This window comes from Brucella sp. JSBI001 (assembly GCF_026014005.1).
In the GTDB taxonomy this organism is placed as follows: Bacteria; Pseudomonadota; Alphaproteobacteria; order Rhizobiales; family Rhizobiaceae; genus Brucella; species Brucella anthropi.
In genome coordinates, this window is record NZ_CP110339.1 from 3,758,205 (window position 1) to 3,784,791 (window position 26,587).

Below are 26,587 nucleotides of genomic sequence, written 5' to 3' on the forward strand. Positions count from 1 at the left end.
ACAGTTAAGTTCAAAAAAGTCCATGAAGACATGCCGACCACGTATATATGTAGATCGGCATATCTCAATGTTACGCGTTGATTACATCTTTGGCAGCAAGACCTTATCAATTACATGAATAACGCCATTTGACTGCTTCACATCAGCAATGGTTACGTTCGCAACATTGCCATTCTCGTCGGTTAACGTAATCTTATCGCCGCTTTCCTTTGCCTTGAGAATACAGCCACCGACTGTCTTCACATCATGCGAGCCCTTGTCATCGGCAATCATCTTCTTGATGTTCTTTGACATCGCGTCCGCTGCAACGACGTGGCACGTCAAAACCTTGGTTAGCTTTGCCTTGTTTTCAGGCTTAAGCAGTTCATCAACAGTGCCTTTTGGAAGTGCGGCAAACGCTTCGTTTGTTGGTGCAAACACTGTAAATGGCCCCTTACCTTTCAGCGTTTCCACAAGGTCTGCGGCCTTTACTGCTGCAACCAGTGTAGTGTGGTCTTTGGAGTTCATCGCATTTTCAACTATGTTTTTGTTCGCATACATTGGCGAGCCGCCGACATTGGGGTTTTCGGCATAAGCAGATGTGGCAGCAACCAGCATTACAGTTGCTGCTGAAAGTGCACGGAACGTAAAGGGGTTCATAGTCTGTCTCCTCCTAAAGCAAACAATTCTGGGAGATAACACCTGCCCAGAAGCTCCTGAAAAGGTAGCCAATGAGGAAGACGAGATTAGAAAGAGAAAAGTTTCAGGAGCCAAGCCAAACTTGTGGCACCTTACAATGGGCGCACAATACCACTAGCCACGATTGGGCCAGATGGTACCCCGGTTGGAGACCCGCCAAATGGTTCAAGACTGACGGCGAGTGTCGTACCCGCTGTAATATCGTCGCGTAGTTCAAGCGGAATGGTAAGTTCCCCTTGTTTGCCTGGCTTAAAGATGCCCAGCGAAACCGGGTTGCCTTTTTGCAGTACCAACCAAAGTTCAAGCGATTTCTCGCCGGAGGCTCCAGCTGCAACAGGGATGACTTGAAGATATCCGCTGGCCGGATCATAGGAAGCGAGCAAATTCACACGTACGTCTGTTGCTGACAGTTCGGCAACCAGAGGACCGCTGTTCTTAGACGTTAGATTACCGCCGAAAGCGAAGATAATCGCTACACCGGCAGCGATTGTTGTTGCCAAAGAAACCCATCGCCAGAAGATAACAGAACTCCATAACGACACAGTATGCCCTGCATCCTGTGTCGATCCAAACAATCGCTTCTCTATTTCTCCGAATATATTTTCATTCACTGGCAATTCTTGATAGTCGTCATTGAAATGCGAGAAACTGATCTGCCATCGCTCAACTAGTAACGCGAACTCCTTGTCATGAAGCATCCTTTGCTCCACTTGGCGACGCTTCTCATTTGACAAAACGCCGAGCACGTATTCACCAGCCAGCACGTCATCCTGACCGCGTTTGCCATGATTTTGCTCGCTTGATGTCATCGCTGCATGCACTCTCTCAGTTTCAATAGACTGCGTCGCAACCAAGTGCGTACAGTATTCAAAGGCACTTGTAATTCCTGGGCGAGCTCAAGATAGCTGAGACCTTCCACATAAGCTTGCCGAACCGCTTTCGCATGAACTTGATCAAGCTCTCGCATGCAATCATCTATCCGGCGTCCTTCGTCTCTTGCCAGCACCTCCTTCTCGGGGCTTGGATTGACGTCGTCAGCCAGATCATGAACTTCGTCAAGATCCTCCGTAACAGGTTTTCTTGCTCGAATGACATCTATTGAATGATTGCGGGCGATAGTTGCCAACCAAGCTGAAGCCACGCTTTCACCAATCCCAAACGTACTCGAACGTTTCCAAATCTTGATATAGACGTCTTGAAGGGCTTCCTCTGCCTCCGATCTGTCTTTCAATATACGAAGGCAAATCGCGAATAGTTTCGGGCTAGTATCCTTATAAAGTGAGGCGAAAGCGTCTTTGTCACCCAAAGCCACTTTGCTAATCAGAACGGATGTTTCATCTGTCTGTTTCAACGAAATTAGTGCTTCTCATACGAATCTGCGGGATCAGCGAAAACGATTATTCGGCATCCGTATCAGTCCAGCATAATACTCTTTAAAAGAGCTTGAATATGCTCAATCATATGCAAAAACTAATTGCTGTAAATATCAACTTGAATAGCCGCTTTACTTGCACCAACTGGACATGGTTTGGCTGAGTCTCGTTTAGAGTTGCAAACGAGCGCACAGAACGGCGAACTCGCCAAAGATAAGCCAAATAAATTACTGAGGGAGAAAATGGTGGGCCCGGAGGGACTCGAACCCCCAACCAAGCGGTTATGAGCCGCCGGCTCTAACCAATTGAGCTACAGGCCCCACGCAACGTTGACCTACCCTAAAGAAAGCCGGGATACAAGCTGTCAAATGCATCAGTTGCCCTAATGCGCACATATTCAGTTGCGATGCATACAACCTAGAGCATTTCCAGCAAAAGTGCGAAGCGGTTTTGCGTAGGATAATGCGACGAAACAAATAGTTAGAGCGGTTCCAGCGACTCCGCTTTAACTGGAACCGCTCTAAAACCACGGTATTTCTGATTTGAACCAGCAGTTGTAATTGGCACGCAATTCGAATCTGATATCGTCGGCTTCATACATAAGAGGGAACTTAAGAAATAAGCGATTTCAAAGGCAAAGTGGCCAGCCGCTCCGGTGTAACCAGCTTTGCCAGAGCTGCCTCAACTTTCTCTACAGGAGATTTTATGAACAACCGCGCTACCACTCTTCTTGCAACCTCCTTTTCTGCAATCATGCTCGCAGGCGCGCTGACGCTGCCAGCTCTGGCACAGGAGAATCAGATGACGAAGCAGCCTGCGCGTATCGCCGTCACTGGCGAAGGCACCATGACCGCCTCGCCCGATATGGCCATCCTCAATCTCTCCGTACTGCGCGAGGCAAAGACCGCTCGCGAAGCTATGACCGCCAACAACGAAGCCATGGCGAAAGTACTCGAAGCCATGAAGAAAGCTGGTATCGAAGATCGCGATCTTCAGACCGGCGGCATCAACATCCAGCCACGCTACGTCTATCCGGACGACAAGAATGGTTTGAAAGAACCAAGCATTACCGGCTATACGGTTTCGAACAGCCTGACTGTACGCGTGCGCGATCTGGCCAAGGTCGGCAATGTGCTTGATGAATCCGTCACGCTCGGCGTCAATCAGGGTGGCGATCTGAGTTTCGTGAACGACAACCCAGCCGCCACGATCAATGAAGCGCGCAAGCGTGCCGTTGCCGACGCCATCGCCAAGGCAAAGACCCTTGCCGATGCTGCCGGTGTAGGCATTGGCCGCGTTGTCGAGATCAACGAGCAGAGCCGCCCACCCATGCCGATGCCAATCGCTCGTGCTCAGTATAAGACCATGGCTGCAGCAGCGCCGGAAGATGCCGTGCCCGTTGCAGCTGGCGAGAACAGCTATAACGTTTCGGTCAATGTCGTTTTCGAAATCAAGGAATAATGGCAATCCAATTGGCAATTGCGAAGGGGCGCTCCAGCGCCCCTTTTCTTTTACCCGCCACAAAGAAAAGCCCCGGCCTGATTTACTCAGGCCGGGGCTTTTGAAACTTAAACCGTGCGCCTTAGCGAATGATCGGGCAACCACGAACATTTGCGAACACGACACCGGCAGGGCGACCATGACGGAAGCCACGAACCTGAACCGACTTGCCGCGATAGACGACACGCGCATTGCGGATGCCCATGCGATTAGCCTTCATCTTGGCGCCTTCGATGGAGCAGGCACGGCCACGATAAGCTGGACGGCTATGGTGGTAGCCTCGGTAATCGATATTCACGATGGCAGAGCTTGCCGACGTGCTGATGGTTGGAGCGACAACCGGCGATGCGGCGCTGGCGGAAGCTGCCGTCGTGAAGATGGCGGCAACACCAAGAGCGGCGGTTACGACGAACGACTTGAGCGAAATAGCAGACATCTTTGAACCTCTTCGATTTGTTTTCAGGTCTTGCCTGAGGCACCCGAGAAGTAGCGCCCTATAGATGAACAGAATGAAAAACCAACGTTCATGTGCCGTTCAGCTTCATATGAAGTAGAAGGAATGCCTGCGCACTGCTTTTATAAACTTAATAAATTCAATGCGTTATAAGGAAACAAAATCCGCGCTGCTATATTTGAAGCATAGATTAAATTTACGCAATGTTTGAAAAACGCAAACGAGCCATCAGCGGTGGCTCGGCATCACCATATGATCGAGATAATCGTCGTCATCTTCCAGATCGTGATCGAAAGCCGTCACCTTGCCGCGAACGGAAATACCTGCCTCGTGCACCGTTTCGGGTGAACCCGAAATAAGCGGATGCCACCAATAGAGATCCGAACCTTCTGCAACCAGACGGTAGGCGCACGTCACAGGCAGCCAGTCCACCTCGTCAACGATTTCCGGCGTCAGAAAAACGCAGTCCGGCACCGTCTTCTTGCGGTTCGGATAATCACGGCACTGGCAGCTGTCCGGGTTGAGCAGCGTGCAGGCAACGCTGGTCCAGTAAATCTCGTTTGTGTCGTCATCCTGCAATTTATGCAGGCAACATTGGCCGCAACCGTCACACAGGCTCTCCCACTCGCTGCGGGTGAGCTGGTTCAAGGTCTTGGTGCGCCAGAATGGTTTGTCGTTCATAACGCAGCGTATAATGGAATTATGTCGGGAATGGCGTGGACAAATCGCCGCCATTTCAGAACACTTGATATTCGATCCGGATCGGGCTATTAGACCCGCGTCATCATCATGACCGTAAGCGTCTTACGTTAGGCAACGCATCAATCTCGCCGGGAACGGCAATTCGCATTGATGTTTCGTTGCGCCTTCCCTGCATAATATTCAGGAATACACATGTCTCAGTTTGAATGCGCACGCCGCAGGAAGCTGCCTGCACGCTATGCATCTATTGTGATGCCGTTCATCCTATCGATCATGATGACGTTCATTGTGTCGTTGATTGCAACCGCCAAGACCCTTGGCATTGCCCATCCCAATCTCGCATCCAGCTGGATGACGGCATGGGCCCTTTCGTGGGTGGTCGCCTTTCCGGTTCTCCTCGCCATTCTGCCCATCGTGCGCAGAATGGTCGCCATGGTGTGCGACCCGCATTAACAGTTAGAGCGCGTTTCGATCTGATAAGATCAGATCGGCGCTCTAACGTCTTCTATTTCAAGCATAATCTTATCGATCCTCGTTTCACTCCGGTCGGATTATGCTCTAAAAAGCAAAAGCCGCGCATCTTGATGCGCGGCTTTTTCAATTCTCTCGCAGGCGGCTCAGCGGAAAATAGCTTCGCCTTGTTCATCCACGATCTGCCGTCCCTTATTCAGCGAAATGCTGGCGGCATCTTCGATGCCGGGGCAACGGTCGGCGCGAACGAAGCGATATTCCTTCACTTCGCCATCGATCGTCTTGGAAATGACGCCGCAGACCTGATACTGCCCGCCCTCGCTATAGGGCGTGGCAATGATCAGAAAGTCCTTGTGTTCAAGGCGACCCGCCTCTTTCGGCTCTGCCGGTGTCTCGGAGGCAGAGCCTCCACCGAAAAGACGCTTCAAAAAAGACATATCGCCTCCCCTTCCCGTATGTGTTTGTTCAGTTCAGCTATCCAGGCCCTAGCTATCGAGGAACGAACGCAGCTTACGCGAACGGCTCGGATGCTTCAGCTTGCGCAGCGCCTTGGCCTCGATCTGGCGGATACGTTCGCGGGTAACCGAGAACTGCTGGCCGACTTCTTCCAGCGTGTGGTCGGTGTTCATACCGATGCCGAAACGCATACGCAGAACACGTTCTTCACGCGGCGTCAGCGAAGCCAGAACACGGGTCGTCGTATCGCGCAGATTAGCCTGAATCGCTGCATCGATTGGCAGAAGCGCGTTCTTGTCCTCGATGAAATCGCCCAGATGTGAATCTTCCTCGTCGCCAACCGGCGTTTCGAGCGAGATCGGCTCCTTGGCGATCTTCAGCACCTTGCGCACTTTTTCGAGCGGCATGGCGAGCTTTTCAGCCAGTTCTTCCGGCGTCGGCTCACGACCGATTTCATGCAGCATCTGGCGCGATGTACGAACGATCTTGTTGATCGTTTCGATCATGTGCACCGGAATACGGATGGTGCGCGCCTGATCGGCAATCGAACGGGTGATTGCCTGACGAATCCACCATGTCGCATAGGTCGAGAACTTGTAACCACGGCGATATTCGAACTTGTCGACCGCCTTCATCAGACCGATATTGCCTTCCTGAATGAGATCGAGGAACTGCAGACCACGGTTCGTGTACTTCTTGGCAATCGAGATGACGAGACGAAGGTTGGCTTCCACCATTTCCTTCTTGGCGATGGTCGCTTCGCGTTCGCCCTTCTGCACCTGATTGACGATACGGCGGAATTCGCCGATGGAGATCGCGGTTTCGGTCGCCAGCATCTGGATTTCCGAACGCAGACGGTCGATGGCGCGCTCTTCCTTGGCTGCAAATTCCTTCCAGCCACGGGCTGAAAGCGTGCTCACGCGCTCTACCCATTTCGGGTCCAGCTCGTGGCCCTGATATTCCTTCAGGAATTCCTCACGACGCACACCGAAGGATTCGGCCAGACGCAGCAGCTTGCCTTCGTTCTGCACCAGACGCTTGTTGATGTCGTAAAGCTGTTCGACGAGCTGTTCGATACGGTTCTGGTTCAGTGACAGCGACTTCACTGCCTTGATGAGCTGATCTTTCAGTTCCTTGTAGCGACGCTCCTGGCTCGACGACAGTTCGCCCGTCGCGGCCAGACGGCCCTCGACCTGCTGGTCCTGCAGCTTGCGCAGTTTCTTGTAGGTGTCGGCGATAAGGTCGAGCGTTTCCATGACCTGCGGACGCAGTTCGGCTTCCATGGCCGCCAGCGACAGGTTGGCTTCGTCCTCGTCCTCTTCTTCCTCTTCCGCGGGCATGTCGCCGCCGACATTGGTAATGTCGTCGTCATCACGCGAGCGGCGCTGAGGCTTGTCATCGCGCGGCTTTTCCTCTTCCACGCGCTCGATCACCGGAGCCTGTTTGGCTTCCGGACCGGCATAGGTGGTTTCGAGGTCGATAATTTCGCGCAGCAGAATGTTGGAATCGTTCAGCTGGTCGCGCCATATGATGATCGCCTGGAAGGTCAGCGGGCTTTCGCAAAGCCCGGCGATCATGGTCTCGCGACCAGCCTCGATACGCTTTGCAATCGCGATTTCGCCTTCGCGCGACAGAAGCTCGACGGACCCCATTTCGCGCAGATACATGCGCACCGGATCGTCGGTACGGTCGGTCGGCTCTTTCTTGGTCGTGGTGGTGGCAACAGCCGTGCCACCGGATTCGACCAGATCGCCGCCCTCTTCCGAGTCGTCGTCGTTGTTTTCTTCGCGGTCGTTGTCCTGCTCGTCATCTTCAACGACATTGATACCCATATCGGAAAGCATCGACATCGTGTCTTCGATCTGCTCGGATGTCACTTCCTCGGAAGGCAGCACGGCATTCAGCTCGTCCATGGTGACGTAGCCGCGCTTCTTCGCGAGTTTGATCATCTTCTTGACAGCATCGTCAGAAAGGTCGAGAAGCGGACCGTCGGCAGCACCTTCGCGCTCGACTTCGGCTTCTTCGTTTTCCTTAACCTTCGTTGCCATATGTTCTTCTCCAGGCGACCCCGGTCGCTTCTAAGATATATAGAGTTCTCGGACAGTTTTGCGAGGCCGCAATCCGTCAGTTGATTCTGCGAGTAGCCGATTTCCTGTTAATGGCGGATTAACCTTGCCATCGGTATCGGGCTTCTTCATCTCCGATTTCTTGTGGGCAGATCAGGCGGTCAACCAGACAACGCCACTTTCCGGGCCACTTTTCCGGCCCAAATCCGGCTTGCTGCCTTGCAGCATCGGATATCACCGGTTTCTGTTCTTTTCCTTGTTCGAACTGTCGTGATTCCGTCATTTACGCCACACGTCAAGAGCGACTCACATGATTCGGGCTTAAAAAGCGAATCATTTGTTGTCGCGACCTCTTCGTTGGCCAGATAGAGCACGTTTTCCGGATCGCAACCCCGCATTTCCGGCTGTTCTCGCAGAACTGATTCGGAAATCCGAATCAGAAACCGCCGGGTGGGCGCCCCGAAGACAGTCCAAAACCGTCGATCAGAGCTTCAGTCGCATCAGCTTTCAAAATCTGATTTTGTATATCTCTGAGACGTGCAAACAATTCGCCCGTCTCGTCTGTTTCAAGTGCGGCCTCAACGGCCCGCAGCTCCTTATGTAGTGTGCGCGCACGCTGATGCAAGTGAAGCGCCTGACGAAGGGCTTCGCGCGCGTCGTCTTCTGCGGCCAGAGCCGTCGCAGTCCAGAGTTTCGCACCCTTCACCACGAGTTCGAGCATTTCAATCTGCTCGCCATGACCGGCATTGACCAGTGCGTGCCGCATGGCGTGACCATCTTCCATATGGCCGGCAGCCAGCACATCCAGCATGGCCAGATGCAGCGACTTGAGTGCCTCATGTCCCAGATCGAGTGCCGCCAGCGTCTCGAAATCTTCTTCAATCAGCCGTGGGTGATTGAGAAGCGTCAGCACGATGGCCGTTTCGCGCAAGGGGGCATGTGATCCAGCGCCCGGCCTGCCGCCCTTTACCAGCGTGGAGCGCACCAGACTGTCGGAAATCGCAAGGCGGCCATTGCCGCCCGCCGGTCCGCCGCGTCCCCGTCCGCCATCATTCCTGCGGTTGAAAGACGAATTGCGCTGACCGCCGCCTTGATACCCTTGACGCCCCTGGCCAAAAAAAGCTTGCGCCCGGTCGCGCATATCCTGACTGTAGTGGCGCCGAATGTCCTCATTCGCGATGCGGCTGGTAATTTCACGCAGCCGCGCCTCCAGTTCGGCGCGGCGTTCCGGCGTATCGAACACACCGCCCGTCGTTTCCCGCGTCCACACCATATCGACCAGCGGTCTGGCGTCACGCAGGACCGCATGAAATGCGGCTGGGCCTTCCGCCTTGACCAGATCGTCCGGGTCCTGCCCTTCCGGCAATAGTGCAAAGCGCAGCGATTTGCCGGGCTGCAAGGCAGGCAATCCAAGATCGACGGCGCGATAGGCGGCGCGAAGCCCCGCACCATCGCCATCAAAGCACAGAACCGGTTCAGGGCTGATGCGCCAGAGAAGTTCGAGCTGTTCTTCCGTCAGCGCCGTACCGAGCGGAGCCACCACCTGATGGATACCCGCCTGCGCAAGCGCGATCACATCCATATAGCCTTCAACAGCGATGATGGATTTGGCCGGCTCTCCAGCTTGCGGCTGGCAGGCCTTGCGCGCCCGCAATCCGTTATAGAGAACCCGCCCCTTGTGAAAGAGTTCGGTTTCCGGCGAGTTCAGATATTTGGCCGGAGCGTCCGCAGAAAGCGCACGCCCGCCGAAAGCAATGATCCGCCCGCGCAAATCCTCTATCGGGAACATGACGCGATCGCGAAAACGGTCGTAGGAAACGGCAATCCCCTCGCCGTGCACGACGAGACCGCACGCTTCGATCTGCTCGCGCGACACGCCTTTGCCAGCCAGAAACTCCTTCAAGGCATTGCGCGACTCTGGCGCATAGCCAATGCGGAACGACTGCTGCGTTGCGGTCGAAAGTCCGCGATCCCGCAGATAGGCGCGTGCCTTGGCTCCAACGGCGCTTTGCAGCTGGTTTTCGAAGAACTGCGCGGCCAGCTCCATGACGTCATAAAGCGTTGCGCGCTGCGCCTCGCGCTTTTCCATTTCCGGATCGCGCGCAGGCATCGGAACGCCTGCCATATCGGCCACACGCTCCACTGCTTCCGGGAAACTCAGGCCTTCAAGATCGGTCAGAAACTTGAAGTGGTCGCCGGTTACGCCGCAGCCGAAACAATGATAGCGACCCTTGCGATCTTCGCAGTGAAAGCTTGGCGTCTTCTCGCCATGAAACGGACAGCAGGCCCAGAAATCACCCTTCGGAGGATTGCTCTTCTTGCGGTCGAACGAAGCGCGCGTTCCTATCAGCGTCGAGATCGGGACGCGGTCTCTGATCTCATCGAGAAAGGAGGGCGGAAAACGCATTACAGATTTCACTTTCAGTTCGTTCAGACAGCGGGAGTGTATTCCTTAGAGTATATAGGCGCGCCCGTTCTGACAGTCCATCGTGCAGGCATGTCCCTCCCCGCTAATCACATGTCGCTGCCAAACAAGCCCGCTGTCACAAAACTGTCATATATCCGTCATGACGCTGCGGGAATGGATTGCTTTTAATTGCGAACAAGCCCATATCTCTTGAAGAATTGATTAGCCGGAACATATTTTTTCTTCATTTGTTGCGTTAGCTTAATCACAGATGTCAACCTCCAACCCGAAGGGATTTTGCCGTGAATGGTTCTTTGGTCCTTTTGCATCTGGCCGGTGCAGTTGCGCTCCTGCTTTGGGCGACACGCATGGTTCGGACCGGGGTGGAGCGTGCCTATGGCGACCGGCTGCGCAGACGCTTGCGCAACCAGATGCAGAACCCGCTGCTTTCCGTCGCCTTCGGCCTTGCCCTTGCTGTCGCCCTGCAAAGCTCGACAGCGGTTACGCTTCTCGTCGGTTCATTTGTCGGTTCAGGTTTCGTAAGCGGCGTTGCAGGCCTCATGGCCGTGCGCGGCGGCGAGCTTGGCTCCGCCCTCGTCGTCAAGATCCTGAGCTACGACCTCACGCTTCTGGTACCGCTCTGCCTTGTCATCGGCACAGGCATCTTCATGACCACCGAGCGCCGCGACTGGCGGCAGATCGGACGCATTCTGGTCGGTATCGGCCTGCTCATCATGTCACTGGAAATGACCGGACAGGCCACCGAGCCGCTGCGGCAAAGTGAATTGCTGCCGGTCATCGTCGACTATCTGTCAAGCGACCCGATCACTGCCTATCTGCTCGCAGCACTCATGACATGGCTGTTTCATTCCAGCGTTGCCGCCGTCATCCTGCTTACGACCTTTGCCTCGCGCGGGCTGATCCATCCAGAGCTCGCCGTGGTGATGGTTCTCGGCGTCAATCTGGGGTCTTCGATCATCGCCCCGATCCTGACCCGGCATGCGCCACCTGAAACCCGCGTCGTGCCACTCGGCAATCTTTTGATGCGCGGCGCCGGGTCACTCATCATGCTCGTGCTTTACCAGACCTTCAAACCGTCGGTTGCCTTCCTCGGCACCGATCCGGTTTCGCAGGTGGTCAATGCGCATATCCTGTTCAATGTCATCGTGATGATTGCCGGTATTCCGCTTTCTGGCCTCGTGCTGCGCGCAACAGAGGCTCTGGTTAATCTCAATGCGGACAAGGGCACCCCGGCTTCACAGCAGCCCATCGAGATCGAGCAATATAGCGCGCTCGACACTGCCGTGCTCGACCGGCCCTCACAGGCGCTTGCCAATGCAACCCGCGAAGTGGTCGGCGTCTGCGACACGATCGAAGTCATGCTGCGGCGGATCATCGAGCTTTATGAGAAGCCCGATCAGGTGCGGATCGATGAACTTGAAGCTCTCGATGACCGCGTGGACAAGCGCCATGCTGCCATCAAGCTCTATCTGACCAAGCTTGCAACCCATGAGCTGAGTGATTTCGAGTCGCTGCGCATGCAGGAATTGCTGGGCGCATGTGTGAAGCTTGAGCAGGTCGGCGACATCATCGTGCGCAACATGCTGGCGCATGTTCAAAAGAAGATGGACCACAAGCTGGAATTCACCGAAGAAGGCTGGAAGGAACTCAGCCATTTCCACGCCATGGTTCTGGCCAATGCGCACATGGCGTTCAATGTGATCGTCTCACGCGATGGCCGTACGGCCCGTCAGCTAGTGCAGGAAAAGGACCAGCTGCGTGAACTGGAAAAGCAGACCAGCATGCGCCATTTCAGCCGACTGCGCGAAGGCGCCACCCGCAGCATCGAGACCAGCAGCATCCATCTCGACACGATCCGCGACCTCAAGCAGATCAACTCGCTTCTCGCCTCAATGGCCTATCCGGTCCTCGAAGAACAGGGCCTCCTCAGCGATACGCGACTGAAAGCCGTCAAGCAGGGCTGAGTATAGCGCCCAAACAATAGAAAGCCCCCGCCAGAGCGGGGGCTGAAACAAAAGCGAAAGGCACTTATGCCTCACGCTTTCACTGCAGAAGCGATTTCACGATGGCGCTGGCCTTGGTGAAATCCATCTTGCCTGCATAGCGCTCTTTAAGAACGGCCATGCACTTGCCCATGTCGCGCAGACCTTGAGCACCGATTTCGGCAATCACATCCGCACAGGCCTGCTTGACCTCATCCTCGCTCATCTGCTGCGGCAGAAATTCGGAAATGATCGTGATTTCCTCACGCTCGGCTTCAGCGAGCTCAAGACGGCTGCCTTCTTCATAGATGCGGGCGGATTCTTCGCGCTGCTTGACCATCTTGCCGAGAATACCCAGCAATTCTTCATCCCCGACCGGGTCCTTGCCAGCAGTACGGTTGGCGATATCTCGGTCCTTTACCGCAGCCAGGATCAAACGCAGCGTCGACATGCGACGCTTCTCCTGTGCTTTCAGCGCGGTCGTGAGGGCCTGGGAAATCTCCTGGCGAAGCATAACGTCTCTCCTGACGGTGTAAGTTCTTTGTTGTTCGTTTCCTGCATCTATACAACAAGCGAATAGAATCGCCGAGCTGTCCGAACCACCATCCCGAGAAATAATAATACGACGATTATCGTCATTATTTCAGGAAAGCATGGCCTCGGACGATTGACCCGGCGTCCAAGTTTCTCTATTGCTCAAGGCTTAGCAGGACATCGGCACGTGCTCGCGGCGGGAGGTTTAAAATCCCCGCTGCCTTTTGGCGCATATATGACCCTTGACGCTTCATCTTTCAAGCCACCCTTCCGGTGGTCGTTGGAACACGAACGCGTGCCGCATAAAGCATGCCGCCCAAAAGTGGGAACCGGTTTTGGGACAACGGCATGCATGGAAACAAACAGTTAGAGCGTCGATTTGATTCCATCAGTTCGACGCTCTAGCTGGCAACGAAATAACAGCACACGCTGGCGCGCGGCTAACAATCAGGAGTGCAGACCATGACAGAAACCACACCGAAAACAGCACCCTGGACTGTTGAGAAGCGAACCGCCATCCTCGTACTTGCGGACGGAACCGTGATCGAAGGCAAAGGCCTCGGTGCAATCGGTGCGATTGAAGCCGAGGTCGTGTTCAACACGGCGCTGACCGGTTACGAAGAAATCCTGACCGACCCGTCTTATGCCGGTCAGATCGTAACCTTCACCTTCCCGCATATCGGCAATGTCGGCACCAATGCCGAAGACGTTGAAGACCTGACGCCGGCCAATCGCCACGGCGCAGTCGGCGCGATCTTCAAGGCTGACATCACGTCACCATCGAATTTCCGCGCAACGGAAGATCTGGATGCGTGGCTGAAGCACCGCGGCGTCATTGCACTGGCCGGTATCGATACGCGCGCGCTGACCTCGCTCATCCGCGAGCGCGGCGCACAGAACGCAGTCATTGCTCATGATCCGAGCGGCAAGTTCGACCTCGAAGCACTCAAGGCACGCGCCGCCGCATGGAGCGGTCTTGAAAATCTCGATCTCGCCAAGGACGTCACGGTTGGCCAGAGCCTCACATGGAAAGAAACTCCATGGACGCTCGCAGACGGCTATGGCGAACAGGACACCCCGGAATATCACGTGGTGGCGCTCGATTTCGGAGTGAAACGTAACATTCTGCGCCTGCTCACCGGCCTCGGCGCAAAGGTCACCGTGCTGCCTGCAACGGCAACGGCTGAGGACGTTCTGGCCCACAACCCGGATGGTGTCTTCCTGTCCAACGGTCCTGGCGATCCGGCAGCGACCGGCGCATATGCCGTTCCAACCATCAAGAAGCTTGTCGAAACCGACCTTCCGGTCTTCGGCATCTGCCTCGGCCACCAGATGCTGGCGCTCGCACTTGGCGGACGCACCGAGAAAATGCATCAGGGCCATCACGGCGCCAACCATCCGGTGAAGGACTACACGACCGGCAAGGTCGAGATCGTATCGATGAACCACGGCTTCGCGGTCGATTCAGACTCGCTGCCGGAAAATGTCGAGGAAACGCATGTGTCGCTCTTCGACGGCACCAATTGCGGCCTGCGCGTCGTCGGCAAGCCGGTATTCTCGGTGCAGCACCATCCGGAAGCATCGCCCGGCCCGCAGGATTCGCACTATCTGTTCCGCCGCTTCATCAACCTGATCCGCGAAAAGAAGGGCGAAACGCCGCTTCCGGAACGCGAACAGGCGGCTTAGAGCGCATCCCGAAAAGTGTGAAACGGTTTTCGGAAGAGATGCGCGTCAAAACAAAAAGTTAGAGCGCCTATCTGATTCAATCAGATCGAAACGCGCTCTAAGCCCTCTAAAAGAATTATCGAAGTAAAAGGCCGGAGTAAAAACTCCGGCCTTTTCATTTTCCGTATCGATCAAACCTCTGAGGGCTTGGCCGAGGGCGTTGGACGCACCCGCGCCACCACGATGACCAGCGCCAGAAAAACCAGTCCGGCTCCGACGGCATAGGGCATTCCAGCGAAGACGAACGGCGCATTCATGCCGGTGAACACGGCGAATAGCTGCGTGAAGATGAGCGGGCCGATGATGGTCGTAATGCTCGACACGCTTGTCAGTGCACCCTGCAATTCGCCTTGCGCGGAAGGCGGAACCTTGCCTGCCGCAATACTGCGCAGCGGCGGATCGGCCAGACCTTCCAGCGCCGTCAGGAAGATGACGGCATAAACCATCCAACCTTCCCATGCGATGGCGTATCCAATCATGCCAAGACAGGAAAACAGCACGCCTGTGATCGCTGTGCGCCGCTCGCCAAGCACCGGCAAGACCCTTGGCAGAACCAGCGCCATCACGAACGCTGCGCCGATACCGAAAAGCCCCAGCGACAGACCTATCTGGGCTTCGCTCCAGTTATAGCGATAAGCACCGACGAAGGCCCAGACGGACGGATAGACGGCATGAGCCAGCCAGAACAGGAAGAAGACCAGCACCACCCAGCCGATGCCGGGATAGTTTCGCATCTGCTTGAGCGCGCCCAGCGGATTGGCCCGGGCGAACTGGAAGGTGCGCCGGTTTTCGCGCGTCAACGTCTCCGGCAACAGGAAATAGGCGAGGATGAAGTTGATGAAAGACAGGAACGCCGCTCCGTAGAACGGAACGCGCGGACCGAACTCCCCCAGCAAGCCGCCCAGCACCGGACCAAGCGCAAAGCCGACACCGAAAGCAATGCCGATCAGGCCGAAATTGCGCGCACGATTGCTGTCATCGCTGACATCGGCAATGTAGGCGGATGCCGTCGCGAAGCTTGCTCCGCTGATGCCTGCCAGCACACGGCCGACAAACAGCATCCAATAGGTGGTTGCGAGCGCACAGATCAGATTGTCGAGCGCGAAGGTGAAAATCGAGGCGAGCAGCACCGGCCGTCGCCCGAAACGGTCGCTCAGATTGCCGATCATCGGCGCGAACAGGAACTGCATTCCGGCATAGACCAGCAAAAGCCAGCCACCATCGACGGCTGCGGTGCTGATATCCGCACCGGTCAGCTCTTCGAGAAAAGTCGGCAGAACCGGCATGATGATCGCAATGCCGATAATGTCGAGGAACAGTGTCATAAAGACGAGTAACAAGCCCCGCCGTACAAACTGGGGATCATGCATGGGACACCTGAAATATGCTCCACGACTGAAAAGGTGGAACATTCATAAATTGTGTTGATTGGAGAACTCGCGCGCCATCGCCGCTCAAAATTGAGCGTCACGCTTGCAAATCGGAAAAAGGCCGCGCCGGTGCGAATGCATTTATCTGGAAAATTATTTCACGACAAGGCGAATATTGCGGGCTTTCGACAAAAAGAACGGGCGTTTTTCCTCCACAAAGAAAAAGGCGGTCGAAACCGCCTTTTTCTAAAGTATCAGAACGACTTTAAACATCACCGCTGAATGTATCACAGGATTCCAGCTTGCCGCTATCGAAGCCGCGCTGGAACCACTTGGCGCGCTGGGCGGATGTGCCATGATTGAAGCTTTCCGGCACAACGTAACCCTGACTACGGCGCTGCAGCGTGTCATCGCCGATCTGGTGTGCCGCATTCAGAGCTTCTTCAAGGTCGCCCGCCTCCAGAATGCCCTTCTGTTCCGTGTAGTAACCCCACACACCGGCGAAGCAATCGGCCTGAAGCTCAACACGAACCGACATCTGGTTGGCCTGCGCTTCGCTCATCTGCTGACGCATCTGGTTGAATTTCGGCAGAATGCCGAGCAGGTTCTGGATATGGTGCCCGACCTCATGCGCAAGGACATAGGCCTGTGCGAAATCGCCGGAAGCGCCAAAACGGTTTGCCAGTTCCTTATAGAAGCTCAGATCGATGTAGAGCTTGCGATCGCCGGGGCAATAAAACGGCCCGGACGCCGCGGAAGCAAAGCCGCAGGCCGAACGAACCTGTCCGGAAAAGAGCACCATGGTCGGCGGCGTGTAGGTCTGGCCGCGTGACTTGAAAATGCCGCTCCAGACGTCTTCCGTCTCAGCCAGTACGGTGCGGGCGAACTGCGTTGTCTCATCATTGGCAACCGCGCCCCCCTCGGCAGCGGTCCGTCCGGATTGACCGGCTTGCTGGGTTACGCTCGGCCCCATGCTGCCATCGCCGAACAGGATCGGCAGCGGATCGATACCAACCGCACGCAGCACGAAGAACATCACCACCAGAATGAGAATACCGGAAATGCCGCCGCCGCGAACGATTCGAAAGCCGGGACCGCCAAGGCCCCCGCCGCGACCGAAGCCGCCACCTATGCCACCGCCCTGCGCCCCGCGCTGATCTTCCACATTGTCACTTTGCCTACGGCCTTGCCAGCGCATTGACCAACTCCCCTACACCGTGCCGCTCTCGACGAAGCAGCACCAAACTATACATGTAATTGTCGCATAAAGAGTTGGCACGGCAACATAAAAAGTAAATGGCAGTGTCAATCACAAACGAAGACTCTTTCGCAATAGTTTGGACAATAGAAATCCCTTTCCGCTTCGATAGACAAAACCTGTCAAAACAAGCATCAATGGAAGGGATCCTAGAAAAATTGACGGCTTCCTTCACAATGTCACAAACATGAAGGCGAAGCCTTCACAATCTATACGCTAGTAATTGCGGAAATGCGCGGCATTCGCTAAAGCATGCTCTGTCAATGGGGGCATAGACGATGCAGAATCGAAAACAGCTTTATTCGATCCAGATATTGCGCGGTCTTGCGGCAACGGCCGTCCTGATCGCCCATACGATTGAGCATCCGCGCGCAGAAACAAACAATGCCATCACGATGCTGGGTGTTTTCGGCGTTCAACTGTTCTTCGTCATCAGCGGTTTCATCATCGCCTATGTCAATGCCGACGGCCCGTTCAGGCCCGGTGACTTTCTGCTGCGCCGCGTTTTCCGCATCGTGCCGCTTTACTGGCTCTGCACGATCACGGTTTTCATCTGCGCTCTTTATCTGCCGTCACTGTTCAAGACGACGGTTCCGGATGTGGGCTATTTCATCAAATCGCTGTTCTTCATACCCGCCGCCACACCGGGTGACCCAAGCGATTGGCGCCCGATCTTCAAACTCGGCTGGTCGCTGAACTACGAATTGTTCTTCTATCTCGTATTCGCCTTGTTCTGGTGGTGCAAAAATGCCTTACAGCGCACGATCTTGCTGACCGGTATCTTCGGCGCATGTGTCATCGGAAGCTTCTTCGTCGAACCATCGGCGAGCATCGCTGCATTCTATCTTCACAAGAACCTGCTGACATTCATGTGCGGCATGTGGCTGGCCGAAGCGGAAAAACACCGCCTGTGGGAAAAATTGCCCCCGGTGGCGCTGGCCGGAATTGGCGTCCTCGCCATAGCGGCTCTTTACGGCACCTTCTCCACCCCACTGGTCGCATTCAACAACTTCTTCACTTATCTCATCATGTGCGGTGCGGCTGTTTTACTGGTTGCCGGTGCATTGGGCATCGAGCGCTGGCTCGGCGACCTGCGAGACAATTTCTTTGTCGATCTCGGGGCGACTTCCTATTCGCTCTACCTGACACATATGTTCGTGGTCGGTTTTGGCTGGGCGGTGATGCGGAAGCTGAACCTCGGCCCCACACTTGAGATCGCCGGCATGGCTGCCATCGTGATTGGTGCGATCATCGCAGCAAAGATTTCCTATCGCTTGATCGAACTACCGTCGAACAGGCTCGGCCATATGCTCACAAAGCGCAACAAACCATCGCTGAAAGTCGCTCAGGCAGAAGCCTGAACGGCCCGCGAGCACTGTGTTTCGGTCATAACATCGACGGAGAAAGTATGAGGCGGGCAAGAATTTTCGTGAATGCCCGCACTTTCTTTGAAATAAAACGATTTGTGGGGTTCCGCTTTCGGAATCGATTGCCTATAAGGCCCGCTTAGCCCACAGAATTCATACGCTGCCAACCCGCCGGAAAACCGTGCGGGCTTTTCTGGCAGGCTAAGCAGCATGTCTCTCGAAAGTGGGAAGCGGTTTCGAGACAAAGACATGCGTAAAACAAGAGCATGATCCCGAAAATGGGAACCGGTTTTCGGACAAGATCATGCGCGCGAAGAAGATAGGACGAGCGCCCATGCCGAAACGTACAGATATCAAATCGATCCTGATTATCGGCGCGGGCCCCATTGTCATCGGCCAGGCTTGTGAATTCGACTATTCGGGCACGCAGGCCTGTAAGGCGTTGAAAGAGGAAGGCTACCGTATCATCCTCGTCAACTCCAATCCGGCCACGATCATGACCGATCCCGATCTGGCGGATGCAACCTATATCGAACCGATCACGCCGGAAGTGGTCGCCAAGATCATCGCCAAGGAACGCCCGGACGCGTTGCTGCCGACCATGGGCGGCCAGACCGCGCTGAACACCGCATTGTCGCTCCGCCGCATGGGCGTTCTTGAGCGCTACAATGTCGAGATGATCGGCGCCAATGCGGAAGCCATCGACAAGGCGGAAGATCGCGCGCTTTTCCGCGAAGCCATGGAAAAGATCGGCCTTGATACGCCGGAATCCCGCCTCGCCAACGCCACCGAAATCAAGGACGAAGACCGCAAGCGCCACGAAACCAAGCGCGCCGAAGTCAAGGCGCAGTTTTCGGGTGACGATCTCGACAAGGCGCTCGACAAGCTTGAAACCGAATGGCAGCTCGGCGAAGTCGAACGCAAGCAGCGTTACATGACGCATGCACTTGCAAAGGCTGCGCAGGCGCTCGACGTGGTTGGCCTGCCTGCCATCATCCGCCCAAGCTTCACGCTCGGCGGCACCGGCGGCGGCATTGCCTATAACCGCCAGGAATTCTTCGAAATCATCGAGCGCGGTCTGGACGCATCGCCGACGACCGAAGTGCTGATTGAAGAGTCGGTTCTGGGCTGGAAAGAATATGAAATGGAAGTCGTCCGCGACAAGGCGGACAACTGCATCATCATCTGCTCGATCGAAAACCTCGATCCGATGGGCGTACACACCGGCGATTCGATCACCGTCGCGCCTGCGCTGACGCTGACCGACAAAGAATACCAGATCATGCGTAACGCCTCGATTGCGGTGCTGCGCGAGATCGGCGTCGAAACCGGCGGCTCCAACGTGCAGTTCGCGATCAACCCGGCCAATGGCCGCATGATCGTCATCGAAATGAACCCGCGCGTGTCGCGTTCTTCGGCGCTTGCTTCCAAGGCGACCGGCTTCCCGATTGCCAAGGTCGCAGCCAAGCTTGCCGTCGGCTACACGCTCGACGAACTCGACAACGACATTACCGGCGGCGCAACGCCTGCCTCGTTCGAGCCGTCGATCGACTATGTCGTCACCAAGATCCCGCGTTTCGCCTTCGAAAAGTTCCCCGGTTCCTCGCCGATCCTGACCACCGCCATGAAGTCGGTCGGTGAAGTCATGGCCATTGGCCGTACTTTCCAGGAAAGCTTACAGAAGGCGCTGCGCGGTCTTGAAACCGGCCTGACCGGCCTCGACGAAATTGCCATTCCGAATATCGAGGAAGGCGACGAGAAGAACGCCATCCGCGCTGCCATCGGCACGCCGACGCCGGATCGTCTGCGCATGGTCGCGCAGGCCATGCGCCTCGGCCTGACCACCGAGCAGGTGCACGACGCATCGAAGATCGATCCGTGGTTTCTCGAACAGATCGAAGCCATCGTAAAGACCGAAGAGCGCATCCGCGAACACGGCCTGCCGCAGGACGCTGAAAACCTGCGTATGCTGAAAGCCATGGGCTTCTCCGATGCGCGCCTTGCAAGCCTGACGGATCAGGACGCGGAAGACGTGGCCAAGCTGCGCGGCGAACTCGACGTGCATCCGGTCTACAAGCGCATCGACACCTGCGCTGCCGAATTCGCTTCGCCGACTGCCTACATGTACTCGACCTATGAAACGCCTTTCGTCGGCCAGCCGCGCTCGGAAGCCGAGGTGTCGGATCGCAAGAAGGTCGTCATTCTCGGCGGTGGTCCGAACCGCATCGGTCAGGGCATCGAGTTCGACTATTGCTGCTGCCATGCGGCTTTTGCGCTCAATGATGCTGACTATGAAGCCATCATGATCAACTGCAATCCGGAAACGGTTTCGACCGACTACGACACGTCGGATCGTCTCTATTTCGAACCGCTGACAGCGGAAGACGTGCTGGAAATCCTGCGCGTTGAACAGGAGAAGGGCACGCTTCACGGCGTCATCGTACAGTTTGGCGGCCAGACCCCGCTCAAGCTCGCCAATGCGCTTGAAAAGGCCGGTATCCCGATCCTCGGCACGTCGCCGGACGCCATCGACCTTGCGGAAGATCGTGACCGTTTCCAGAAGCTGTTGATCAAGCTCGATCTCAACCAGCCGAAGAACGGCATCGCCTATTCGGTGGAGCAGGCACGCCTCGTCGCAGCCGACCTCGGCTTCCCGCTTGTCGTGCGCCCGTCTTATGTTCTGGGTGGCCGCGCCATGCAGATCATCCATGATGAACGCTCGCTGCAGAACTATCTGCTCGACACCGTGCCGGAGCTGGTGCCGGAAGACATCAAGGCCAAGTATCCGAACGACAAGACCGGCCAGATCAACACGCTGCTCGGCAAGAACCCGCTTCTGTTCGATACCTATCTGACGGAAGCCATTGAAGTGGACGTCGACTGCCTGTGTGACGGCAAGGACAGCTTTGTCGCCGGTATCATGGAGCATATCGAGGAAGCTGGCATTCACTCCGGTGACTCGGCCTGCTCGCTGCCGGTGCATACACTTTCGCCTGAAACCGTTGCCGAGCTGGAACGCCAGACGGCGGCGCTTGCCAAGGCGCTTCATGTCGGCGGCCTGATGAATGTGCAGTTCGCCATCAAGGACGGCGAAATCTTCATTCTCGAGGTCAATCCGCGTGCATCGCGTACGGTTCCGTTCGTCGCCAAGACGGTCGGCACTCCGATCGCCAAGGTTGCAGCCCGCGTCATGGCCGGTGAAAGCCTGGAAGCAGCACTCGGCGCCTATGGCGGCAAGCCGAAGACGCCTTCCCGCCCGCATATCGCGGTCAAGGAAGCTGTGTTCCCGTTTGCCCGTTTCCCTGGCGTCGATACGCTGCTCGGACCGGAAATGCGCTCGACCGGCGAAGTCATGGGCCTCGACTACGACTATGCTCTGGCCTTCGCAAAGGCACAGCTTGGCGCAGGCGTTGAACTGCCGCGTGAAGGCACGGTCTTCGTATCTGTTCGCGACGAGGACAAGGAACGCGTGCTCGGTGCGGTCCGCAAGCTTGCAAGCATCGGCTTCAAGGTCATGGCAACCGGCGGAACACAGAAGTTCCTCGAAGCCAACGGCGTCGAATCGACCAAGATCAACAAGGTCATCGAAGGCCGTCCGCATGTGGAAGACGCGATCCGCAATCGCCAGATTCATCTCGTCTTCAACACGACGGACAGCGCCAGTGCTGTTTCCGACTCCAAGTCGATCCGCCGCGCAACGCTGATGCAGAAGCTGCCTTACTACACGACCATGGCGGGAGCTGAAGCCGCTGCTGAGGCCATCGCTGCGCTCAAGGCCGGATCGCTGGAAGTGCGCCCGCTGCAGGACTACTTCCGCTGATAGCCTGAAGACATCCCGAAACAAAAAAGCCGCCGGTCATCCCGGCGGCTTTTTTCATGCTGTTTTCAAGGCTGGCAGCTCCAGAGGCTTACCTGAAGGATCGTCTTCCAGATTGATCTGCTGTGTGAAAAGACCGTCATGCAAATGCGGCTTGCCGAGATGGATCACGGCTGCATCCTTCAATTCGGTGTTCAGCATGTCGCGAATCCTGTCATAGGCTTCAGCGTCGAGACCATCGAGCGCACCGTCAATCACGATCCACTGCGGTTTCTGCAATATGAGGCGGGCGAAGGCGATACATTGGCGCTCATCGTCCGTCAGCACGCGATCCCAGCGCGCAACACGATCCATGCTCGTGGAAAGCCGTTCAAGCCCGGCACGCCGCAGGACATTTTCCAGATCCTGTTCAGAAAATTTCTTGATATCAAGCGGATAGACGATCACGCCCTTGAGGCTGCCCGGCGGGAAATAAGGCGCGCGCGGCATAAAGGCGACACCATCGCCAACCGGCATGCCGATCCGCCCCTCGCCCCATGGCCAAAGCCCGCCCAATGCGCGGAACAGCAGCGTTCTTTGCGTTTCGGTCCCGCCCGTCACAAGCACCCGCTCGCCGGGTTTTACCGAAAAAGCCTTGCGGGAGAGCTTCAGGCACTGATCGGGGGCGGCGATGGAAACACCGTCCAGCGTCAGCCTGTCATCTTCGTTCGTCTCAAGATCGATCTGCCGGTCCAGATGACCAAGCTCGTCCATGCGCAGCACCGCCTGACGGAAACTCGCGACACGCAGCAGCGTTGCCCGCCAGTCCGCAATCGCCCCGAAATTGTCGACGAACCAGCGCAGCGCATTGTGCACCTGTGAGAATGCGCCGACGGCCATCATCAGCCCGCCAAATGTCAGACCCCCGCCGAAATAGACCGGAGCCGCCACGAGGATCGGCGCCACGATTGTCAGCCAGCCGTAACCGGCCGTTACCCAGGTCAATCGCGTGGTCGCATAGACGATCTTGCGGATTGCGGCCAGAACCGCATCTATATCCAGATCGAGACGACGTCTTTCATCCCCCTCGCCGCGCGACAAGGTGATGGCATCCAGATGTTCGTTGACCCGCATCAACGATGCGCGGAAATCCGCCTCACGCGCATAGCGATTGGCGTTGATATTGACCAGACTGCGCCCGACGATCCATGTCAGCCATGAGGCAGAGGCCGCGTAGATGATGACAGCCCAGACCATGTAGCCGGGAATGGAGAAGCTGTAGCCAGCGACATGAAACACAAAGCCACTTGAGAGCGACCACAGGACACCGACGAAGCTCACCAGAATGACGGTCGACTGGAGGAGGTTGATCCCAAGATCGCACGACATTTCTGCAAAGTGACGTGCATCCTCATGCAGACGCTGATCGGGATTGATGCCGATCTCGCCGGCATTGGCGAGACGAAATGCCCGACCCGGCACCAGCCATTGCCCCACGAGATCGCGCGCCAGTCCTTCACGCATCTTGAGCTTGAACATCTGGTTGAGCCAGGTTTGCGATACGTTGAGCACAAGCAAGCTGCCCGCAATCCCGAAGAAAACCATCAGCTGATGGAAGAAAGCCTGCAAATCCTTGCGCGCAAGCGCATCGTAGAAGGGTTCGTTCCAGCGATTGATGGCAACCTGTCCGATGGCGATCAGCACGATGAGAACGAAAATACCGGTCCCGAGCGCAATCAGCGTGTTGCGCACCGGCGAGACCATAAAGGCTCCCACCATCATCGAGACTTGGGAAAAAAGATCGGTTCCGTCGCGTGACGGAGAACCACCAATCAGCTTGGCCGAACTCTTGCGAAGGCGCTCCGAGACACTGCGCCTGGGTTTTTTGCGGCGGCGCTCTTTCTTGGGCGCACTCCGCTTCGTCTTGTCCTTGTCTGGTTCAGACGTCATGTCCTGCCTCGCTGCCCATCCGCCCGCTCAATTTTGCAGATATGTTTGCAACATGCTGAATATCTACGTCACGTGGAAGTCAAAGATAGGAGAGCACACGCTTTTCGCGCGCGCCAGCTGCGATGACCCACAACAATATGCGGGTTTTACCGCAAATCATTCGTTGCAATTATGGTCTGAACGCTAACCCTGCCGGAAAAGTCCATGACCGTTACAATCCAACCCACCGACAAAGTACTCATTTACGCGACATGGAACGACCGGCTTCTGGTTTTTGAAGAACCGGATTTTCCTGAAACGCCGCTTCAGGTGCCGGGCGGCACGGTCGATGCGGGAGAAGACATTCTCGCCGCCGCCTATCGCGAATTCGCCGAGGAAACCGGCCTCGTCTATGACGATGGCATGATCCATCTCGAAACCGTCGATTATGACTATCCCGAACAGGGGCAGACAGAGCCTCACCGCCGCCACTGCTTTCATCTGCGATTGAGAAACGCCGTACCTGAAACCTGGGATCACTATGAAATGTCGCCCTGCGACGGAAGCGCCCCGATTCTGTTCCGGCTGTTCTGGCTCGACCGATTGAGCGCGCAAAACCGGCTCGGGCTCGGAATGGCAAAAAGCCTCAGTAAAATCAGTTTTTAGCTGACAATTTTAGCTGTCTTGTATTGGTCAAATTTGTCGCATATAGTTAGCGCATCGATTTTTCGGTCAAGTGACTTTGCGACCCGTGCGGCCCGCCGTGCTTCCTGACGATCTCCTGTCCATAAATTCGATTCACAGGGACGTGTGCGAAGCATACGGACTACTCTACTACTAATGTTACAAAGGAATTTCCCATGGCTACGGGAACAGTTAAGTGGTTCAACACGACCAAGGGCTTCGGCTTCATTCAGCCTGATCAGGGCGGCACGGACGTATTCGTCCACATTTCCGCCGTTCAGCGCGCTGGTCTGGCCACGCTCGATGAAGGTCAGAAGGTTTCGTACGAAATCGTACAGGACCGTCGTTCGGGCCGTTCGTCTGCCGACAACCTCGTCGCAGCATAAGTTTTGCCGTAAGGCAGAGAAAAGGCGGGTCCTCGGACCCGCCTTTTTTGTTTGTCCGCTTTTCTGCTCACACCCTTGCCAGCGCGCTCGCGCCCAGAATCAGGGCCGCAATCAGCGCAGCAATGGTGCGGACGTGATTCCATAGGGTCCAGTCGCGCACATAAGTAAGCCAGACATCGGCCGACGCGGCGGCACTGGCATCCATCGCCGCGAGCTGGTTGTTCAGCGGCACATTCAAAGCCATCGTGACGCCAATAGTGCCGACAAGATAGACGGCAGCGCCGATCACCGCCCATTTCGACAAGCTTCCAAAGCCCATCAATCCCAGTACGATAATCACCAGACACAGCAATGCCGTGCCGAAAAAGGCGGCAAAGAACGTTCCGTTGATAACGGTGATATTGATCGACTGCATCGCCGTTATGCCCGCATTGGCCGGAATGCGTGCCAGCGCGGCCATCACGAAACTTGAGAACGCATAGAAGATGCCGCCTGTAATCGCGCTCCCCCATGCCGTCAGCAGAACAAGTAGTTGAAAACTCATCGTCATGATTGTCCCTCCCATGTGCCTTCAATGGCAGCCTTGCGCGCAAAATCTGCAAACCGGCGCGGCTTGCGCCCGAGAGCTTCCTCCACACCATGTGCCACACTGGCATTGCGGCCATCGAAAAGCTCGACGAAAAGATAGCGCAAAAGCGTGATGACATCTTCCGGCAAGGCCTGCTCGCGCAGCGCCGCCTCATAATCGGCGTATGAGACCGGATTGAACGACAAGTTTTTGTCTGTCGCCCTGGCAATCTCGCTTACTGCATCGCTGAAGCTGAACAGTTCCGAGCCGGTGAGTTCATAGAGCTTGTTGCGATGTCCCGTTTCGGTGAGGGCAGCAACGGCGACATCGGCAATATCGTCAACATCAATGAAGGGTTCTTTCGTCGGCCCGACGGGTAAGGTCAGCGAACCTGAAAGCAGTTCGTCCCGCATGTAGTTTTCGCTGAAATTCTGCATGAACCAGCTGGCGCGCAACACGGTCCAGTCCAGCCCGGAATCCTGCAGAACCTTTTCCGCAATTTCCGCCTCCTCCTCACCTCGCCCGGACAGAAGCACGACATGCTTCACATCCGCCTTCTTTGCCGCCAAAAGAAATGCGCGAATGGCATCAACGGCACCCGGCAGGGCCAGATCCGGCTGGTATGACACATAGGCACTGTCGATGCCGTCAAGCGCGGCAGCCCAGGTGGATTGGTTGGCCCAGTCAAAGGGAACCTCGGTGCTCCGCGACACAGAACGCACGGACACCCCCTTCTCCCACAACCTCTCAGCGACACGCCTGCCGGTTTTGCCATTGGCGCCAATCACCAGATAACGATCATTACGATGTGTATTCATCTTCCGTCTCCCAAAATATGAGTAACCCTCATATTTGCAATA

Annotated in this window: 22 protein-coding genes and 1 tRNA gene; 8 read left to right on the forward strand and 15 right to left on the reverse strand. The window is 56.0% G+C overall.

The features are described from left to right. Positions 1 to 81: 81 nt before the first annotated feature. From LJ361_RS17825 to LJ361_RS17840, 4 genes are all read right to left on the reverse strand, one after another. Positions 82 to 639: a fasciclin domain-containing protein gene (locus LJ361_RS17825; RefSeq protein WP_010659682.1), complete on the reverse strand. Its 558-nt coding sequence runs from the start codon at positions 637 to 639 to the stop codon at positions 82 to 84. Positions 640 to 770: 131 nt separating this feature from the next. Further along, positions 771 to 1,487 (reverse strand): anti-sigma factor domain-containing protein, encoded by a 717-nt coding sequence (locus tag LJ361_RS17830; RefSeq protein ID WP_010659681.1) that lies wholly within the window; start codon positions 1,485 to 1,487, stop codon positions 771 to 773. Beyond that, positions 1,484 to 2,029, reverse strand: a complete 546-nt coding sequence (locus LJ361_RS17835; RefSeq protein WP_010659680.1) for a sigma-70 family RNA polymerase sigma factor — start codon at positions 2,027 to 2,029, stop codon at positions 1,484 to 1,486. The genes LJ361_RS17830 and LJ361_RS17835 overlap by 4 nt, the downstream gene beginning before the upstream one ends. Positions 2,030 to 2,294: 265 nt before the next feature. Beyond that, positions 2,295 to 2,371: transfer RNA gene (locus tag LJ361_RS17840), tRNA-Ile, on the reverse strand. 385 nt (positions 2,372 to 2,756) lie between these two features. Here LJ361_RS17840 and LJ361_RS17845 point away from each other — a divergent pair. Continuing rightward, the gene (locus LJ361_RS17845) at positions 2,757 to 3,512 is read left to right on the forward strand and encodes an SIMPL domain-containing protein (RefSeq protein WP_010659679.1); all 756 of its coding nucleotides are present in this window, start codon (positions 2,757 to 2,759) and stop codon (positions 3,510 to 3,512) included. Between the two features lie 121 nt (positions 3,513 to 3,633). On the opposite strand, the gene LJ361_RS17850 is transcribed toward LJ361_RS17845, so the two are convergent. Both LJ361_RS17850 and LJ361_RS17855 read right to left on the reverse strand, forming a co-directional pair. Then, positions 3,634 to 3,987 (reverse strand): hypothetical protein, encoded by a 354-nt coding sequence (locus LJ361_RS17850; protein ID WP_010659678.1) that lies wholly within the window; start codon positions 3,985 to 3,987, stop codon positions 3,634 to 3,636. Positions 3,988 to 4,233: 246 nt separating this feature from the next. Beyond that, positions 4,234 to 4,686: a YcgN family cysteine cluster protein gene (locus LJ361_RS17855; RefSeq protein ID WP_029376061.1), complete on the reverse strand. Its 453-nt coding sequence runs from the start codon at positions 4,684 to 4,686 to the stop codon at positions 4,234 to 4,236. Positions 4,687 to 4,899: 213 nt separating this feature from the next. Here LJ361_RS17855 and LJ361_RS17860 point away from each other — a divergent pair, with 213 nt between their 5' ends. Next, positions 4,900 to 5,160, forward strand: coding sequence for a DUF2798 domain-containing protein (locus tag LJ361_RS17860; RefSeq protein ID WP_010659676.1), 261 nt, complete (start codon positions 4,900 to 4,902; stop codon positions 5,158 to 5,160). Between the two features lie 164 nt (positions 5,161 to 5,324). Here the strand turns inward: LJ361_RS17860 and LJ361_RS17865 are convergent, their stop codons facing one another. From LJ361_RS17865 to dnaG, 3 genes are all read right to left on the reverse strand, one after another. After that, a complete protein-coding gene (locus LJ361_RS17865; RefSeq protein WP_010659675.1) occupies positions 5,325 to 5,615 on the reverse strand; it encodes an HlyU family transcriptional regulator in 291 nt (96 codons plus the stop codon). 48 nt (positions 5,616 to 5,663) lie between these two features. Beyond that, a complete protein-coding gene (rpoD, locus tag LJ361_RS17870; protein WP_010659674.1) occupies positions 5,664 to 7,682 on the reverse strand; it encodes an RNA polymerase sigma factor RpoD in 2,019 nt (672 codons plus the stop codon). A 454-nt stretch (positions 7,683 to 8,136) separates the two neighbouring features. Further along, the gene (gene dnaG, locus LJ361_RS17875) at positions 8,137 to 10,107 is read right to left on the reverse strand and encodes a DNA primase (protein WP_010659672.1); all 1,971 of its coding nucleotides are present in this window, start codon (positions 10,105 to 10,107) and stop codon (positions 8,137 to 8,139) included. Between the two features lie 302 nt (positions 10,108 to 10,409). Between dnaG and LJ361_RS17880 the strand changes: the two genes are divergently transcribed. Then, on the forward strand, positions 10,410 to 12,092 hold the full coding sequence (locus tag LJ361_RS17880) for a Na/Pi cotransporter family protein (RefSeq protein ID WP_010659671.1): 1,683 nt from the start codon (positions 10,410 to 10,412) through the stop codon (positions 12,090 to 12,092). Between the two features lie 79 nt (positions 12,093 to 12,171). On the opposite strand, the gene LJ361_RS17885 is transcribed toward LJ361_RS17880, so the two are convergent. Next, entirely contained in the window at positions 12,172 to 12,624 is a 453-nt protein-coding gene (locus LJ361_RS17885) for a GatB/YqeY domain-containing protein (RefSeq protein ID WP_010659670.1), read from the reverse strand. A 482-nt stretch (positions 12,625 to 13,106) separates the two neighbouring features. Here LJ361_RS17885 and carA point away from each other — a divergent pair, with 482 nt between their 5' ends. After that, positions 13,107 to 14,330 (forward strand): glutamine-hydrolyzing carbamoyl-phosphate synthase small subunit, encoded by a 1,224-nt coding sequence (gene carA, locus LJ361_RS17890; RefSeq protein WP_010659669.1) that lies wholly within the window; start codon positions 13,107 to 13,109, stop codon positions 14,328 to 14,330. Between the two features lie 170 nt (positions 14,331 to 14,500). Here the strand turns inward: carA and LJ361_RS17895 are convergent, their stop codons facing one another. Next, positions 14,501 to 15,739 (reverse strand): TCR/Tet family MFS transporter, encoded by a 1,239-nt coding sequence (locus LJ361_RS17895; protein WP_029376060.1) that lies wholly within the window; start codon positions 15,737 to 15,739, stop codon positions 14,501 to 14,503. Positions 15,740 to 16,004: 265 nt separating this feature from the next. Next, complete coding sequence (locus tag LJ361_RS17900; protein ID WP_010659667.1) at positions 16,005 to 16,937, reverse strand: neutral zinc metallopeptidase; 933 nt, start codon at positions 16,935 to 16,937, stop codon at positions 16,005 to 16,007. A gap of 338 nt (positions 16,938 to 17,275) precedes the next feature. Between LJ361_RS17900 and LJ361_RS17905 the strand changes: the two genes are divergently transcribed. Then, complete coding sequence (locus tag LJ361_RS17905; protein ID WP_010659666.1) at positions 17,276 to 18,358, forward strand: acyltransferase family protein; 1,083 nt, start codon at positions 17,276 to 17,278, stop codon at positions 18,356 to 18,358. Positions 18,359 to 18,698: 340 nt separating this feature from the next. Next, entirely contained in the window at positions 18,699 to 22,184 is a 3,486-nt protein-coding gene (carB, locus tag LJ361_RS17910; protein WP_010659665.1) for a carbamoyl-phosphate synthase large subunit, read from the forward strand. Positions 22,185 to 22,238: 54 nt separating this feature from the next. Here carB and LJ361_RS17915 read toward each other — a convergent pair whose 3' ends face one another. Next, complete coding sequence (locus LJ361_RS17915) at positions 22,239 to 24,110, reverse strand: ABC transporter ATP-binding protein/permease (protein WP_010659664.1); 1,872 nt, start codon at positions 24,108 to 24,110, stop codon at positions 22,239 to 22,241. Positions 24,111 to 24,314: 204 nt separating this feature from the next. Here LJ361_RS17915 and LJ361_RS17920 point away from each other — a divergent pair, with 204 nt between their 5' ends. Both LJ361_RS17920 and LJ361_RS17925 read left to right on the forward strand, forming a co-directional pair. Next, complete coding sequence (locus LJ361_RS17920) at positions 24,315 to 24,755, forward strand: NUDIX hydrolase (protein WP_010659663.1); 441 nt, start codon at positions 24,315 to 24,317, stop codon at positions 24,753 to 24,755. 194 nt (positions 24,756 to 24,949) lie between these two features. Beyond that, a complete protein-coding gene (locus LJ361_RS17925) occupies positions 24,950 to 25,159 on the forward strand; it encodes a cold-shock protein (protein WP_006471898.1) in 210 nt (69 codons plus the stop codon). 67 nt (positions 25,160 to 25,226) lie between these two features. On the opposite strand, the gene LJ361_RS17930 is transcribed toward LJ361_RS17925, so the two are convergent. Both LJ361_RS17930 and LJ361_RS17935 read right to left on the reverse strand, forming a co-directional pair. Beyond that, positions 25,227 to 25,709: a DUF1772 domain-containing protein gene (locus tag LJ361_RS17930; RefSeq protein WP_010659662.1), complete on the reverse strand. Its 483-nt coding sequence runs from the start codon at positions 25,707 to 25,709 to the stop codon at positions 25,227 to 25,229. Further along, the gene (locus LJ361_RS17935; RefSeq protein ID WP_010659661.1) at positions 25,706 to 26,545 is read right to left on the reverse strand and encodes an NAD(P)H-binding protein; all 840 of its coding nucleotides are present in this window, start codon (positions 26,543 to 26,545) and stop codon (positions 25,706 to 25,708) included. The genes LJ361_RS17930 and LJ361_RS17935 overlap by 4 nt, the downstream gene beginning before the upstream one ends. Between the last annotated feature and the right edge of the window lie 42 nt (positions 26,546 to 26,587).

Bases quoted from the DNA above. Each gene is read 5' to 3' on its own strand.
- LJ361_RS17845 (WP_010659679.1), top strand. From the start codon at position 2,757: ATGAACAACCGCGCTACCACTCTTCTTGCAACCTCCTTTTCTGCAATC.
- carB (WP_010659665.1), top strand. From the start codon at position 18,699: ATGCCGAAACGTACAGATATCAAATCGATCCTGATTATCGGCGCGGGC.
- dnaG (WP_010659672.1), bottom strand. From the start codon at position 10,107: ATGCGTTTTCCGCCCTCCTTTCTCGATGAGATCAGAGACCGCGTCCCG.
- LJ361_RS17830 (WP_010659681.1), bottom strand. From the start codon at position 1,487: ATGACATCAAGCGAGCAAAATCATGGCAAACGCGGTCAGGATGACGTG.
- LJ361_RS17895 (WP_029376060.1), bottom strand. From the start codon at position 15,739: ATGCATGATCCCCAGTTTGTACGGCGGGGCTTGTTACTCGTCTTTATG.
- LJ361_RS17885 (WP_010659670.1), bottom strand. From the start codon at position 12,624: ATGCTTCGCCAGGAGATTTCCCAGGCCCTCACGACCGCGCTGAAAGCA.
- LJ361_RS17935 (WP_010659661.1), bottom strand. From the start codon at position 26,545: ATGAATACACATCGTAATGATCGTTATCTGGTGATTGGCGCCAATGGC.
- rpoD (WP_010659674.1), bottom strand. From the start codon at position 7,682: ATGGCAACGAAGGTTAAGGAAAACGAAGAAGCCGAAGTCGAGCGCGAA.
- LJ361_RS17925 (WP_006471898.1), top strand. From the start codon at position 24,950: ATGGCTACGGGAACAGTTAAGTGGTTCAACACGACCAAGGGCTTCGGC.
- LJ361_RS17900 (WP_010659667.1), bottom strand. From the start codon at position 16,937: ATGCGCTGGCAAGGCCGTAGGCAAAGTGACAATGTGGAAGATCAGCGC.
- LJ361_RS17865 (WP_010659675.1), bottom strand. From the start codon at position 5,615: ATGTCTTTTTTGAAGCGTCTTTTCGGTGGAGGCTCTGCCTCCGAGACA.
- LJ361_RS17825 (WP_010659682.1), bottom strand. From the start codon at position 639: ATGAACCCCTTTACGTTCCGTGCACTTTCAGCAGCAACTGTAATGCTG.
- LJ361_RS17855 (WP_029376061.1), bottom strand. From the start codon at position 4,686: ATGAACGACAAACCATTCTGGCGCACCAAGACCTTGAACCAGCTCACC.
- LJ361_RS17920 (WP_010659663.1), top strand. From the start codon at position 24,315: ATGACCGTTACAATCCAACCCACCGACAAAGTACTCATTTACGCGACA.
- LJ361_RS17905 (WP_010659666.1), top strand. From the start codon at position 17,276: ATGCAGAATCGAAAACAGCTTTATTCGATCCAGATATTGCGCGGTCTT.
- LJ361_RS17930 (WP_010659662.1), bottom strand. From the start codon at position 25,709: ATGACGATGAGTTTTCAACTACTTGTTCTGCTGACGGCATGGGGGAGC.
- LJ361_RS17915 (WP_010659664.1), bottom strand. From the start codon at position 24,110: ATGACGTCTGAACCAGACAAGGACAAGACGAAGCGGAGTGCGCCCAAG.
- LJ361_RS17850 (WP_010659678.1), bottom strand. From the start codon at position 3,987: ATGTCTGCTATTTCGCTCAAGTCGTTCGTCGTAACCGCCGCTCTTGGT.
- carA (WP_010659669.1), top strand. From the start codon at position 13,107: ATGACAGAAACCACACCGAAAACAGCACCCTGGACTGTTGAGAAGCGA.
- LJ361_RS17860 (WP_010659676.1), top strand. From the start codon at position 4,900: ATGTCTCAGTTTGAATGCGCACGCCGCAGGAAGCTGCCTGCACGCTAT.